This window comes from Desulfomicrobium macestii (assembly GCF_014873765.1).
Classification (GTDB): Bacteria; Desulfobacterota; Desulfovibrionia; order Desulfovibrionales; family Desulfomicrobiaceae; genus Desulfomicrobium; species Desulfomicrobium macestii.
The window spans coordinates 45,774-60,147 of record NZ_JADBGG010000028.1 but is presented as its reverse complement, the minus strand read 5'-3'; the positions used below and the strand labels follow the sequence as shown (position 1 = coordinate 60,147).

11 protein-coding genes are annotated in these 14,374 nt (G+C 51.8%); 7 read left to right on the top strand and 4 right to left on the bottom strand.

Going from position 1 to position 14,374, the window contains the following annotated elements; translation table 11 throughout:
- Nucleotides 1-79: 79 nt before the first annotated feature.
- The 3 genes from H4684_RS15880 to H4684_RS15870 all read right to left on the bottom strand — a co-directional run bounded on the left by H4684_RS15880 (nt 80) and on the right by H4684_RS15870 (nt 2,959).
- On the bottom strand, nt 80-286 hold the full coding sequence (locus tag H4684_RS15880) for a D-aminoacyl-tRNA deacylase (RefSeq protein ID WP_192624513.1): 207 nt from the start codon (nt 284-286) through the stop codon (nt 80-82).
- 315 nt (nt 287-601) lie between these two features.
- On the bottom strand, nt 602-1,720 hold the full coding sequence (locus H4684_RS15875) for an RtcB family protein (RefSeq protein WP_192624512.1): 1,119 nt from the start codon (nt 1,718-1,720) through the stop codon (nt 602-604).
- A gap of 837 nt (nt 1,721-2,557) precedes the next feature.
- On the bottom strand, nt 2,558-2,959 hold the full coding sequence (locus H4684_RS15870; RefSeq protein ID WP_192624511.1) for a MucR family transcriptional regulator: 402 nt from the start codon (nt 2,957-2,959) through the stop codon (nt 2,558-2,560).
- Nucleotides 2,960-3,982: 1,023 nt separating this feature from the next.
- On the opposite strand from H4684_RS15870, the gene H4684_RS15865 reads away from it, so the two are divergent.
- From H4684_RS15865 to H4684_RS21165, 7 genes are all read left to right on the top strand, one after another.
- Nucleotides 3,983-4,375, top strand: a complete 393-nt coding sequence (locus tag H4684_RS15865; protein ID WP_192624510.1) for a plasmid mobilization protein — start codon at nt 3,983-3,985, stop codon at nt 4,373-4,375.
- A complete protein-coding gene (locus H4684_RS15860) occupies nt 4,368-5,870 on the top strand; it encodes a relaxase/mobilization nuclease domain-containing protein (protein ID WP_192624509.1) in 1,503 nt (500 codons plus the stop codon). The genes H4684_RS15865 and H4684_RS15860 overlap by 8 nt, the downstream gene beginning before the upstream one ends.
- 47 nt (nt 5,871-5,917) lie before the next feature.
- The gene (locus tag H4684_RS21285) at nt 5,918-6,112 is read left to right on the top strand and encodes a helix-turn-helix domain-containing protein (protein WP_192624508.1); all 195 of its coding nucleotides are present in this window, start codon (nt 5,918-5,920) and stop codon (nt 6,110-6,112) included.
- 179 nt (nt 6,113-6,291) lie between these two features.
- Complete coding sequence (locus tag H4684_RS15850) at nt 6,292-7,599, top strand: hypothetical protein (protein ID WP_192624507.1); 1,308 nt, start codon at nt 6,292-6,294, stop codon at nt 7,597-7,599.
- Nucleotides 7,592-8,335, top strand: coding sequence for a condensin complex protein MksE (locus H4684_RS15845; RefSeq protein WP_192624506.1), 744 nt, complete (start codon nt 7,592-7,594; stop codon nt 8,333-8,335). Before H4684_RS15850 ends, H4684_RS15845 begins: the two co-directional genes overlap by 8 nt.
- Nucleotides 8,332-11,955 (top strand): ATP-binding protein, encoded by a 3,624-nt coding sequence (locus H4684_RS15840; protein WP_192624505.1) that lies wholly within the window; start codon nt 8,332-8,334, stop codon nt 11,953-11,955. The genes H4684_RS15845 and H4684_RS15840 overlap by 4 nt, the downstream gene beginning before the upstream one ends.
- Entirely contained in the window at nt 11,952-12,944 is a 993-nt protein-coding gene (locus H4684_RS21165; protein ID WP_192624504.1) for a Wadjet anti-phage system protein JetD domain-containing protein, read from the top strand. The genes H4684_RS15840 and H4684_RS21165 overlap by 4 nt, the downstream gene beginning before the upstream one ends.
- A gap of 67 nt (nt 12,945-13,011) precedes the next feature.
- Here the strand turns inward: H4684_RS21165 and H4684_RS15830 are convergent, their stop codons facing one another.
- Entirely contained in the window at nt 13,012-14,250 is a 1,239-nt protein-coding gene (locus tag H4684_RS15830) for a hypothetical protein (protein WP_192624503.1), read from the bottom strand.
- Between the last annotated feature and the right edge of the window lie 124 nt (nt 14,251-14,374).

The following is a 14,374-nucleotide window of genomic DNA, read 5'->3' as shown; positions in this document are numbered from 1 at the left end:
TCCGAAAATCGAGACTTCTTCATCTTGCCCTCCGTGAGGCAATCTTTACCAGAAATCTCTATTTATCAATGGCTCGGTTTTAGGGGAAGGCTACACGATCAAATTTTCCGCCCGGACCATCGAAGATTCTGATGTGGGCAATTTGAGTGGCAAGATGCTTTGCGTCCTCCTTGTTGTCTCCTTTTCCAACTCCTAGAAAAATAGCCAGCCCGGCTCCGATGGAGACGAGTTGGCTATTGCTATCAGACGCAGTTGCTGAATGGACTCGTTGGATCAGCGCGCGCATGGCACGCCTATGATGAGCTGGATAAACATCAGGTAATTCATGTCAGCTATCTCTCTTCCGCATTCTTGACCAAATCCAGAATCATATTAATGATTTCTTCCTTATCAAATTGACACATAAAATCAACGTATTCTTTTCGTTCTTCTGCGGTGCTGAAACAAGAGAATTCGTATTCTTCAATTGAAATCCTGCAACCACAGTATCCTAAAAAGATGTTGACGTATTTACCGCGTATCGTGGTTTCGCTTTCTGCACACATAAATTATGACTCACTTGTAATGATAGTATATTTTGCTTCGCTATATTTGGCTACATTTAGCCCTTAATATTGATGATCGGACGTACGCGGGCTACAGTCTCAACCATGTTTTCTTGCTGCCGCATCACCTCGAAAATCGACTTGTAGGCAAACGGTGATTCATCGAGAGTATCCTTGGACACTTTGGCGATAACGCCATTCATGGTTTCGGCAAATTGCTGCACATCCAAGGTATTCTTAGCCTGCTTGCGGCCAAGAACCCGGCCCGCGCCATGAGAGCTGGACCACAGGGCTTCCGGATTTCCCTTTCCGCGAACGATAAAACTGCCGTCCCTCATGTTGCCCGGTATCACGCCCAGCATGCCGGCTTCGGCATGGGTTGCTCCCTTACGATGAATCCACATTCCATCTTTCAGTTCTGCGTGATTATGGTTTCGATTGATGAGCTGCGACCAATCCGCCGGGGATACACCTGGTACGACAGAATCAATAATGTCGAGAATCCGTCTCATCATTTCGCGGCGATTAGCCAGCGCAAATTCTAGGCAAAAGGCCAAGTCGTCTATGTAATTCTTTCCAGCTTCGCTTGAGACTGACAAGGCAAAGTGTCCTTCTTTGGCCTTGTTTCCTTCACTTGCCAGACGCATGTAATGTGAGGCGGTGGCATGACCAATGCCCCTGCTGCCGGAATGCAGCACAAGCCACACTTTGCCAGTTTCGTCTTCGCCTATCTCGACGAAATGGTTGCCACCACCGAGGCTTCCAAGCTGCTTGAGTCCGTTTCTTGCAAAAATCTCCTGCATCTGGTTGCTACAAGGCAAGCCATCGGCTTCAGGCCACGCAGTTTCTTTGGTATTGTGGGCAAAACCTACAGGTACAGCCTTGTAGATCCTTTCGAAAATCTCGCGCCCTTGGGCACGAATTTCATCCGCGCTATGGTTTGTTGGCAAAGCGCACATACCGCATCCGATATCATATCCCACCCAAGCTGGCACAATCACCCCTTCTGTGGCCACAACGGCGCCGATCGGGAGAGAGTATCCAGTGTGCGCATCGGGCATCAGCGCTCCGCGGATAGTGAAGGGCTGGTTCATCGCGCTTTCAAATTGGAGCAGCGCTTCCTGCTCTAGAACTTCGGCGTAGATCCGGTAGGGTTTTTCGGTAGTGATGTTCATAAGATTCTCGCAAGTCTTTTATTGTTAGAATTCCCTGATGCTTCCCCAGAAAACAACACCTGCACCATGGCAGACCGGACAAACCGGATCTCGACCGTCCTGGTCCCGAGTTCCGTCTCCTTTGCATCGACCGCAGACGGTGTAAGGGATAGGAAAGAAAATCTGCCCAACACCGCCACAGACGGTGCACTTCGGATCTCTTCCGTCCCTGTCTCGCGTTCCTGTTCCTTGACATCTTCCACATGCGATGAGTTCTTTCGTCATGATTGCCTCCGAATTTCGACTGTTCTCGGAACGCGCATTCTTGAAAGAACGATTCTCTGCGCTCAAACTGGTTTTACGGTGATGAAAGCGACTTTTTTCGCATTGTCTCAAAAAAAAAGGAAAGCATTTCTCGCATCTGTGGATATTGGTTGCGGTGGGGCGGCATGAAATGGATAGACCTTTGTCGAAAAACCTGGGTTCGATCTCGTTTGGCCTTGGCGGTTGCCAACGAGAGAGGAGTATACCACTGGCTTCGGCAATCATGGGGGGAGCTGTAATGATTTCGGATAATTGCAGAAAATCAAGACTTGATCTGCATGAGCAGGTCCGTAAAGTCGTTGCTCGCGTTGTTGACTTTGGTTCTCAATAAATAGCTGGCAAATTCATCGCATTCAATCGGACAATATTCGGAAGTTATGAAACGGTTGCTTCGTCCTGGGCGGAAAATCGTGCTCAAATAGCTGCCTTGCGCGATTGGGTTCAACGAAGGTGAAGCCCGAATAGATATTCAAGAAAAGAATAATCAAGAGGCCGACCTCCATTGCAGATGTAAGGCCGGCCTGTATTTACTTGTCATTCGGCCTTGGGAGCCTTTTTACGCTTTTCCCACAACTTCATGTCCTGCATGGTTTTCCGGCGGCTCCGGGCCAGAGATTTTGCTACAAGAGAAGTACCCTTCTTGTAGCCATATTTTTCCTTGTACTGTTCGGGAGTGAGTCCGTGGGTTATCAGGTGGCGCTTTGTCAAAACTTTGAATGACTTTCCACACTCGCAGCAGATGACACTTTTCTCTCTGATGGCATTTTTGGGGTCGACAGCCGGTTCGGTTTCGACAACTGGTGCAACACCTTCAGCGACTCCACGAATGCTGCCAGCCAAGGCTTTGATCATGGATGTGATCTCGTCCTCGTTCATGTTGCGTACAGATGCTTGGGCTTTTACGATCTCGATTGCTTGCTTAAGAGAATCTTCCATGTTGTCTCCTTTAGGATATTTGGGGATTTGATTGTAGGCTATTGCACACATTGTGCCTATTATGAATTACACACACTATTGGACAATCTACACCCAAGTTACAGGAAGGTAAATATCGGCTGGATGCTGCGACTGATAAGTGAAGTTGATCTTGTTTATTGTGCTTCCCCGTAGATAGAGCGCAGGACGCTGGATGGGCTATATCCGAGTTGCCCTGCGATCTTCCGAAATGAGAAGCCTTGCTCTTGATATGCGCGAACATTTACGGTCCAAACTTTTATTCTGTCAGTCCTGCCATGATCCTATTCTCCGGCACCTGGGCTTTTCGAGTTCGTCACGCTGACAACTAGGTTGCTGACAGTTCTGCAGACAACGAAAATATAGGCTAACTCCATAATTCATTTGCTCCCGCCGGTAGTTGTGGTCGTGCACGGGGTGCCGTAACTCGTTTTCGCGATCGCTTCCTGGGCACTTGTAAGCGTTCTGTTTTGGAAGAAATTATTCTGTGAGTGGGTGACGGCAACTGGGCGAGTCAGAAAGAAAGTTCCAGATCGTGCTCTGCGGGGATTCTTATGAAGCCAGTTTTTTCTAAAGGGGCAAGATGCTCGCAAAAAAAAAGCTTTTCCGACAACTAGCTTTAATGAAGAGAGAAATTACACGACTAGGCTCCGTTTTTGGACATTTGAGTAGGCTGGATCGAAAATTTTGCTTGCATTTTTTTTCGAGCGGGCTATAGTGGGAATTTCTGTGATGTTGAACTTTTTCTTAAGAGTGAGGAAGCCTATGTAAATTTTCTCTTGTAAGAATTTATTTGTCTGTCATGATGTATATTATTCATATATATCATGTCTATATATGAATAATATCGAGTATTATATTTGATATGAGGGTTTTTATTGCCTTTTTTCGATCTATAAAATTAACAAAAGTATATTATTATTTAATTAATTTTTTATGTTTGAGCAAGCTAAAATTTTGTTGTGTTTTTGTAATTTTTTCAAGACAAAAGAGAGGAGAATAGTGATGACTGTACATGTTCCGACGCGGCGTAGAGATGAAAAGCGGACTGAAGAGATTTCCTTTAAGGTCAGCCGCGATGAAAAAGCTATGATTACAGCTGCTGCAAAATTAAAGAGTACGAACGTTGCGACTTTGATCAGAAAAGTTCTTTTTGAATATGGGGTTGAAGTGGAGGTTCCGGAGGAAGAACCCAAAGCTCCCGAACGGCCTGCTCCGCAAGTAAACCGTGAGTTGATGCTTGAAGTTGCCAAGATGAGTAACAGATTGAGCCAACTTGCCAATTGGGTGACCAAGTACAAAACAGAGGAAGATATTGTGCCCGTGGTGTTCACGCTCGTTGCATTCGACCAAACGCTTAGCGAGTTGGTTCACAGACTTGCAGCGTATAATGAGTAGAAAAACTATGCTTATAAAGTATTTGAATAAAGGCCGTGGGGATGCGCAGAAAGCAGCTGATTATCTTATGGGTGATTATGACTGGACTGGTGAGAAAAGAAAAGAGGTTTCTGTTTTGTACGGTTCGCCAAACCTTGTCGCCAAAGTTGCAAATTCGCTGACAAACACGAACGTTTACACAAGTGGCGTAGTCGCCTGGGCCGTAACTGACAAGCCGACGGAGCAACAAATACTTCAGGCAATGTGTCTGTGGCGGCTTATTGCGTTCGCAGGAATGGAAATAAACAGATTTTGCCACTGTGAAATTTTGCACCGTGACTTTGATGGAGGTGTTCACGTTCATATGCTTATCGCTCGCGTAGACTTGGAAACAGGGAAATGCTTCAACCCCGCTCCTCCTCGTTGGGAACGGACATTTGGGACTATGCAGGATTTCCTCAATCATAAGTATGGTTGGGCGGATCCTAATGATCCCATGCGGGCCAGACTTTTACAGCCAGGACCACGCGTTTATGTTAATAAGTCTCGGCAGCGAGAAGGTTTTGAATTTGAACCAGACCAGAGAGGCATAATTCACGACATAGTGATCAATGGTATTAAGGAAGGTGAAGTGACTAATCGGTCATCAATGGTCGGTTATGTCGAAAGTTTTGATTATGAAGTTGTGCGGACAGGAAAGAATTATATCAGTATTAAAAATCCAGATGGGGGTTATAATATTCGCCTCAAAGGATCTTTGTACTTAGAAAATCGAGTATTTGACAGAATAATTGAAGAAGAATGGCGTACTGATGCTGATTTAGTCCGCTATCCGGACGAAAGAGCCGCTAATGAAGCATTTGAAAGATTCGAGAGTGTTTGTGAAAAGCGTTCAAATTATAATATGAAACGATTTGCTGTAAAAAATAAAGATTATTCTAATTCAAAACAGGAAATTATTGACTCGGAGTGGATCGCAAACTGTTCCCGTAATTTTTTGTCAAAAAGATCTAAAGATTCTTATGTTGGTAGAGCTGATGCGTACCTTAATACACTATTTTATAAATATTTAGAAATTCATACAATTGTCAAAAAAATTAACAAAGAAGAAAAAAGGGTGAATCACAGGTCGCAAATTTCGAATTGCAGTAAGAACAATGATTTAAACAATTGTTGTCCAGATGGATTCTGTGGTGATGTTTTTGAAAAATATAAAGAAGATTACAAATATTTAGAATTGTATAATTGTGATTATTTGGAAGAATTTCGGGCAATAATGAGTAAAATTATATACTATATTTACGATATGAATATAAAAAATAAAATTTTATCCGATATAATATATGATTTTTATAATGTTAATAGTGAGTATTATATAAATTTTATAAATATTGACAATAAATATGTAAAAAATTTTGAAATGCCTATTTCAAATGAATATGATTTTAATTTATGCAATAATATTCAGGAACCTGAGGGCAAAAAAAATAGTTTTACGTTTTGTCCTAAAATGTAATTTATGGCATATTAAACAATTCGTTTAATCAATATGGAGTTGTAGTAATGTTCAATAATGAAGTAAAGTTGTTCTGTGAAAAAGAAGCTGCTGATTTTTTATCGATCAGTGTCAAAACTCTCCAGCAGTGGAGGTATCTGAAAAAGCCTCCTGTATATATAAAATTTGGGAGAAATGTTCGTTATAATTATCATGATTTGGTAAAATATATGGAAGCGTGTATCGTCGAACCAATACACTGAGGTTTTGAAAAAATATATCACTATTGTTGTTTGTAAATATTGCATTAATTTGAATTCATTGAGATAATTTAAAGTCTGTCATGCAGCGACAATAAAAAAATCTCAATTCTTGTAATATGGCCTCCATCAGGATGAGACGTTCTGGACCCTGAGCGGCAATCCGTATATCTCCTGTCGGCATGCAGCAGCAGGACATCATCTTTAAACTGAGTAGCCTCGCCAACCGCTTTCCGCGCGGCCTCGAGCTTTCCAAGCAGGACCTGCTTTTCGTCGGCTGGCTGTATTTTCGCGAGCTGGCCACGGAGGCGGCGAGAATTTCCGACCGTGAGCTGCGTCAGCAGCTTTCCCATGCCGCCGTTCAGCTTGGCATGGAGGATGACGTCTCCCAGCCGGCGCAGGTCATTGACCGGCTGGTGCGCTTCAGAATGGTGCGCACTTCAGTGACGGATTCGCGGGCGCAGGAGTACTGCCTGACCCGGCTTGGGCGCAGTCTTGCCCGGGACCTCTTGGAAGATGCCGACTTTGGTAGCGAGGATCTGTGCACACTCCTGAATCAGGCGCATTCTTCGCTGCGCCAGGAGATGACGCTGGGTGATCCGGCTGAACTTGCCAAGTGGCTGACCCATTTTTTTCATGGCACCATTCGAGAAAAGATCGAGTACAAGCTCCTGTCCATAGAAGAGGGGCTCCTTGATCAGGAGCAGACCGCCAAGCGCCTTGGCAGTGGGCAGGACGAACAGGCCTTCGCGGAGGCCCTGGCCGCGGTGCGTAAGGGGCGCGAGTATCTGGACGAGCTGCTTGACGCGGTCCAGGACGGCTCTGCCTACATGCCGCTCATGGCTGCGCTCTCGGAATGCCATGACCGTTTTTCCCAGCCCGAGCTACGCACCGCCATCGGACGGGCTCTGGATTTTCTGGAGGGGATGCGCCATCGCATCGAGCGCATGCTCGCAAACCTCATCCGGTTCGTCCGGCAGTGCGTCTCCTACCAGTCTTTCGTGGGTTCTCTGTCCCGCCGCGACGCTTTGGGTCGGCTGCAGCTCGACCTGCTGCGCTTGGCCCTGCGCGAGCCCCTGACCATGCCCGTGGTCGGACAAAACCGTCCGTGCGCCATTAGCCTCGAGTTTGGCGCTTCCCAGAACCAAGCCCCTGTCACCCTCGATCCGGCGGCGTTGGCGGCACTGTCCGCCTTCGTGCCCGAGCCGGTCAGGAACATCCAGGCGCCGTGGCGCGGCGAGTTTCTTGACGAGGCGCGCAGGCAATGGAGTTCCACCCCTTTCTCGCCCAGGCCCCTTGCCGCGTGGATTCGAAGCCTCCTGGCTCCGGACGAGGCCGATCCCGATGCCGAAATCCTGGCCCTGTGGTACCTCCTGAATGACATGCCGGTCTGGACGCCCTCCGTCCTGGTTCGTGCCGCCGATGCCCCGTGGGAAGCTCTCGGGCCCACTCTCATGCAACCCGTCATCCTGGACACGCCCCATGTCTGACGTCCCGATTCAAGATCTCATGCCCGACGAGGGCGACGGCAACGTTCTGTTCGCATCTCCGGCCCTGTCCCGGCGCATCATCCACAGCCTGCAGCGCGGAGAGCATATCGACCCCTTCATGGGGCCCGAGTTCCGCTTTTTGGACCGCAACCAGTCGGACTGGGAGGATTTCTTTGCTTTCCTGGGATACAGGCTGTGCCGCAGCGACCTGGGCGGGGAAAGTTTCTTCTATCTCAAGCCCGACTCGGGGATGGTCAAGGCCGAACGACTCAGCCGCGGGGCGACCTTCCTGGGCATCTTCTTGGCCTGGCATTTCGTGACCGAAGGGGTGGACGGCCAGGAGTCGGTCCCGGCCGCCGACCTGGCGGGGCGGATTCTCTCGAACTTCGATTTCAACATGCTGGTCCCGGTCTTTCTGCCCGTGCGCGGGCGCGGCCGGCAGCGGGTCGAGACGGAGCAGAACCGCGACAGGATGATCGACGCCATCCGCACCTTCCTGAACGAGCTGGCTCGCTACCGATTCGTGGAGCTCCGTCCGTCGGTGCGGGCGGAGTGGCGGGATCTTCTGGTCTACCGCCTGCCGGGCCTGCAGCGTTTTCTGGAAGTGAGCCGCAACGCCCTCCTGCATCAAGGCAGCGAGGCGACCGACCTGCTTGGCGTGGTCAAAACCCTGTGGGCCGGGTTCGAGACCGAACCGGAAAACGATGACAGCGACGACGCGGCGGAGGATGAATGAACCTGCCCTTTTTCAGCCCTGATCCGATCTGGGCCCGGGAGCTGCTCCTGGTTGGGTATCAGCTCTTCCCTTGCAGCTTGATTCCCCTGCACGGACGCCTGACAGTCTTGTCCGGCAATAACGGCGTGGGTAAGACCACGCTCCTCGACGCCATCCAGACCGTGATCCTCTGCCACCAGCAGTACATATCCATGAATGTGGCATCGGGCCAGAACGACCGCTCCATCATCGGCCAGCTGCGCCAGCGCGTGGCCTGGGCGGCCATCGGCATCGCCGGGCACGAGGAGGTCACGGCCATGGGTGTGCGTCTGGCCGTGCGTCCCAGCGGCGAGCAGCTCGAGCTTTCACCCTTTGTGCTGCGGCGCGTGCCGCTTCAAGAACGCCTGTTCCTCGACCCTGAGACCAGCGTTATCACTCCGGATTTCCAGGTCCTGTCGCGCAGGATTCTGCAGGCTAACCCCACAGCCGACTACCTGCCCTTCGAGCGAGTGGATGATTACCACTCCTTCCTGCACGAGCAGGGCATCCTGCCCATCCCGCTCATGCGGACCGGCAAGAAGAAGAGTTTTGCCGGACTGTGGCGTCAGATCACGCAACCGCGTCTGACGGACCTGCAGGCATTTCTGCAGGACATGCTCTGCCCGCCGCCATCGGGTATGAAGTTGACTTTCAGTGATGTGGAAAAGCTGATGCACGATCGTCGCGGCGTGGAGGAGCGGCTTAAGCGGCTGGTCCGGTTCCGGGAGACACGGCTCAAACTCGAGGAGCTGCGCCTTTCTCTGGATAGCGCGCGCCGGGAGAGTCTGGCCGCCGACCTGGTGGTCTCTTCGGGACGTGTCCAGACCCTGCGGCAGCAGGAGGGCAGGCTGCGGTCGGAACAGGAAAAGGCCCAGCAGGAACTCGCCGCGCAGCAGACGTCTCTGACCGGGCTGGAGGAACAGGAATCCGGGATTTCCGCCCAACGCGACCTGCTGCAGAAACAGCAGTCGTCCTTGGATGCCCAGCTGCGCAGGCACAAGGAATACGTGGCCGCAGGCAAGGATCTGGCCCTGGCAGACAAGCGTCTTCAGGCCATTCTCACCGAGCAGGCGGGCATCACGGAGAAATATCGCGTCGTCGTAGAGGAGGTCACTGCCGGCACTGCCAAGCGCACAGAGCTTTTGGTTGAACGGGAGAAGATGGCCGGGCAGGAAACCCAACTGGCCAAGGACGTGAAAGCCTGGCGGAGCTTCGAGGCCGACCTGACCAAGGCTGCTGAAATTTTGGGCCGCAAGGTCGCCTCGGCCTTCGATGTCGTCGAGGCCTGGAACGAGTGGGACGGGCCTTTTCAAGAGCTGCGTCTTCTGCCTACGTGGAAGGAGCAGTTGACAGAGCTACGCCGCCGCACAAAGCGCCATGAAGAAGCCTTGCTGCTATGGAATGGTCTGGTTGCCGCGAACGCCGTGACCGATCCTCCCAAGCGTGAGGACGTTGAGGCCAGGCTGCGCGCCACCAAGGATGACGTCATCCGCCTGAGTCTCAAGGAAGAGAAGCTTGTGGCCGAGCGCGCCCGCATTCAGGAACTGCGCGACACCTTGGCTCAGGGCCTTCCGCCCCTGCCACCCGAGGCGCAGCGTATGGTCGACCAGGGCTTGGCCGATCCCGTGGCCATGGACTTCGATCAGCTTGACGTTCAGGAGGCCGCAGCGTGGCAGACGCGTCTTGGCCCCTTTGCCCTGGCCATTCGCCCCAGGGAGGGCGCCAAGATTCTGGACAAGCTGGAAGGATCGGACAGGGTTTTCGTGGTCACCTCCGAGGCCGGGGAGGAGGACTGGGCGAGCCGCGCTCCCGCTGTCGGCGGGCGGGGCGCTCTGGCCTGGTACGAGCCGCAGGGCCCGGTCTGGCTATCCAGCCGCGCACGGGCGGAGCAGCTCATCGCCCTGGCCCGGGAACTGGATGAATGCGATGCCACCATGGCCCGCCTCAAGACCGACATGGCTTCCCAGCGGGCCCTGGAAGAGCGTTTGGCCGCGGTGCTCGGGGTTTGGGACGCTCTGTGCGACCGGGAGAGTGTGGTGCTTGAGGAGGCACTGGCCAAGCGGGTCCGTGTAGTGTCCGAAAGCCAGGCCCGGACCAAGGCCTGCCATGACTGCGTCGAGAAGCTTAAAAATCGCATTCAGGCCTTTGAGCTGGCGGAAAGCCCGGCGCAGCTCGACTCCGTGCGTGCCAGGATAGCGGAGCTTGAGCGGGACGTGAAAGCTTTGGAAGAGGGCTTGGTGCGGTTGCGCGCCAGTCAGGAAGAATTTCAGAAACGTCAGTCCGAACTTGAGCGGGAGCGGCGGGAGTCCGAGAATTCAAGGACCAAAGCCCAAGCCCAGCGCGAGAGCCTGGAAAAAGACGAGCCTCTCGATGTCCTGGAGGGCTGCGTCGATTTTACCCAGGCCGAACTCATGGCGCGGCGGGTGGCGGAGCTGACCAAGGAGCTGGCTTCCATCAAGGGGAAAATCCGCGCCGGAGCTGAGCAACTGGGCAAGTTGCGGGCCGATGTGCAGAACCGGTCTACCACCCTGAACGACATGTCCGGCAAGCTTCGCCATGCTATCCAGGAAATGGAGCAGGCCACTGTCCATTGGAGCCGGTACTATCCGGCCGAAGATCCCGCCGCCCTCCACGGAGACTGGACCGAGGCCAGGCGGGACAAGGCCCGGCAGGCCTGGGCCGAAGCCAGGGTGGCCCTGTCCGGACAACTGGAGCTTGTCTGCCGGGAATACGGCCAGGAGTTGGCCATGCCCCGGGACAGGGAACCCGATCAGCTGGTGGGCGATGTGCTGACCATGCTGCTACCTCCCGATGTGGAGCTTGATCGCGAGGAAGATAAGCTCAAGGCCTTACGCGACGAACTGGCGAAGATCGAAGGCAAGCTGCGCGGGTACGTGGAAGCGATCCGCAACAATGTGGACGCCGATATCCGCGCCCTGACCCGCAAGCTGCAGAGGATCAACGACATCCTCTCCAACCTGGGATTTGGCAAGGTGCGCAAGGTGTATCTCGAGAAAGTGCACGAGCCCGCCTATGAGGGGCTCAAACATCTGCGGGGCACTGGTCAGCTGTCGCTGTTTTCGTCTGGAACGGCGGTGGGCCTCCGTGAATTCCTGGATCAGATTCGGGAGATCATCGCTCGTCACGCCAAGGGCGCGCAGCTCGAAGACGACCAGATCACGGATTACCGCACCTATGTCCGCCTGCGCTGGGCCATCGAGGACGACGAAGGCCGCGAGCGCCGCAGCGGTTTTTCCAGTGGCGAGGGTCTGGGCATCAATTTGGCCATCTGCCTGAGCCTGCTTTTTTATGAAGGCTCGGACTCGGGCCAGCATCGCGGCAGCGGCATCCTGCTCATGGCCCTGGACGAGGCCGAGCGTCTTGACGAGCGGGCTATGAACACCGTGCGCGACCTGCTGGACAGAGTGGAGTGCCAGCTGGTGCTGGCCTTGCCCAGGATGCTCAATATCTCCGACTCGCTGACCCATATCCTCACATCGCTGCCCCAGGGCGTGACCCATGTGGGCGTCTACGTCCCGCAGGCGGCGGAAACGGTTGCCGCAGTAAGCGAAGATTCCGGACATGTTGGGGAGGTTGAGTGAAGGATCTTACTGCCCGGTGCCTTGCCTGGCGCGGTCTGCTGGAGCGGGGTAGAGCGGGCTGGAACGCCGAGTTCGCCATGCTGGAGCGTGCGGGGATCGTGCGGCGCGAGAAGAGCTCCGCCGTACTGGCCGATGCGGAAGAACTTGGCCGCTTGCTGGCTACGCCTGAGTTTTTGGACGTCATCGCCAAGCTGGACTCAGCCGAAACCTTGGCGGCGGCCATGGGACTGAGAGTTCGGATCGCCGATCGGGCGCCAGACTGCCTGCGATTGCTCATGGCCTTGGAAAAGACCGATCAGACCGTGGGCATGGTCTGGCGGCAGCAACTCAGCGCCGAACTCTTCGGGGATTCCAAGTACATCGGCTCCGTCTCCATCCTGTCCCGTATCTACGAGGACTGGCTCGCCCTTAAGCCCAGTCGGGGAGAGCTGCGTCTCAAGGCTTTTTCTGAACTCCCGCACACAGCAGGAGGCCCGGATCTTTACGACGTCACGAAATACCAGGGTCAGGCCGTCCTGATGTCCTCTCATGCTCGCCCCGAGCAGTATGATCTGTCGCATCTTCGCTTCATCATGACCTGCGAAAATCTCTCTCCGTTTCTGGAACTTGCCCTGCCTGCCGGACTGTTCATTTACACGGGTGGCTACGCCTCCAGAGGGGTGGCCGCCTGGCTCAAATCGGCTCCGGCCTCATGCCGCTGGATTCACTTCGGGGACTTCGATCCTGATGGGTTGGCTATATTCGACAGGCTGTCCGCCGTATCGGGGCGTGACGGGGAGTTCTTTCCTAATCAGGAAACATTGGAACTCCTGAAGTCCGATCTGCCTGCATGGCAGGGTGCCAGATCATTCAGGGTGGACTCGTTGCGCGGAGATCAGTTGAAGGCTCTGGCGAGGTGGGGTGCGGATCATAAACTGCAGGCTGAACAGGAGCAGGTGCTATACCAGCTCAGGAAACGCGGGGTAAACTTGGACGAAATGCTTTTCTGAAACGAAACTGCGCAGCTGCGTGCAGTTTTTATATACACGTAGCTGCGCAGTGCTGATTTTGAATTGATTAGAATCCTGCTGCGCTGTTCTTGCTGTCAGCAAAAAATTCATTCGTACTGTGGATTGTTTTTTTCACAGAATCAAGGATGCCGAATATTTCATTCAAAGCAGGGATTTCAAAAGGACTGATTCTGAAATCTCTTTCACTCTTCGGCAGCTTAACATTATCGATGTCTTTTTCCAGCACGACATCAATTTCTTCGGTCTTGAAGATTCTTTTGACATTTTCAAAGCTAACGCCGGTTCCGTCGTAGACGCCGATGACAAGAATGTATCTCACATTTTGTGAAGTTTTCTGCTTGATGTGTGCCTCATTCATTTCCCTGCGGTTCGAGATCTGGTTTAAAACCGTGTGATAATCATCGCCAATACTTGGCTTGAGCTCGACGTAATACATTTCACTGGTTTTTCTCGGGTTTGCATATCTCCATTCTGCAAGCAAGAAGTCCGGGTAATTGTGCTTTTCATTTTTGCCAGTGGAGTATCTGTGCAAAGCACGTTCGTAGAATTTCTCGACACGCGATGAGAATTTCGGGCTAATTTCTTCATGGTGTTTGATTTCAATGGTTACATCATTAAACTTTTTTTCGAAAGAAGTCTTGCAAGGGCTGATCTGCTTGAACTGTGACTCAGCCAAGTACGATCTGAATTCTTCAAAAAACGTATAGAACAATTCAAAATCCAGGATAGTGTTCCTGTAAATCTCTTCAGGATCGTTGACAATCAAGCTTACAGGATTTTTGAACACATATTCTTCCTGTTCTCTTCCATCCGTGTACTTTTTGAACGGAGAAACGGGGACTGCGAAGGTTTTTTGTCCATACAAATCCCAGTTTTTTGACATTGCATGTACTTCAGTCGCCATTTTTTTGATTTCAGAAATTCTGTTGCTCATGCGTTCACATACCGATTTGACGATAGACAACTTATCTGCAAAGTATTTGTCAACATGCTTTACATAGTATTCTTTGTCGTGATCGAAGATTTTCGGATTGACCATGTAGAACAATCTTAAGCTCACTTCTTCGGTCATATATTCAGCCTGCATTCTGTTGTGGCCTGGCGTTTTGAGGCCGGTTCCATGTTCTTTGAATGCAAGATCGCACAGTTCAGGATACTGCTCGCGGATGCTGGCCTGGCCAACCATCCAAACGCAGTACGACTTGTCGGCCAAAAGGACTTCGATGGGTTGTCCTTCGTACCTTCCAAACGGGACCAGGTTGTTGTCTTTTTTGTTCTTGTTCATCAGAAATCTCCTGTTTGTTTTTGGTTAAAAAAGTTGACTTATGAGATGGGTATATATAGCTCTAGGCTAGTTTTGTCAATATATATTTAAAAATAAGTGCGTTTAATCGAAATATTTATCATAT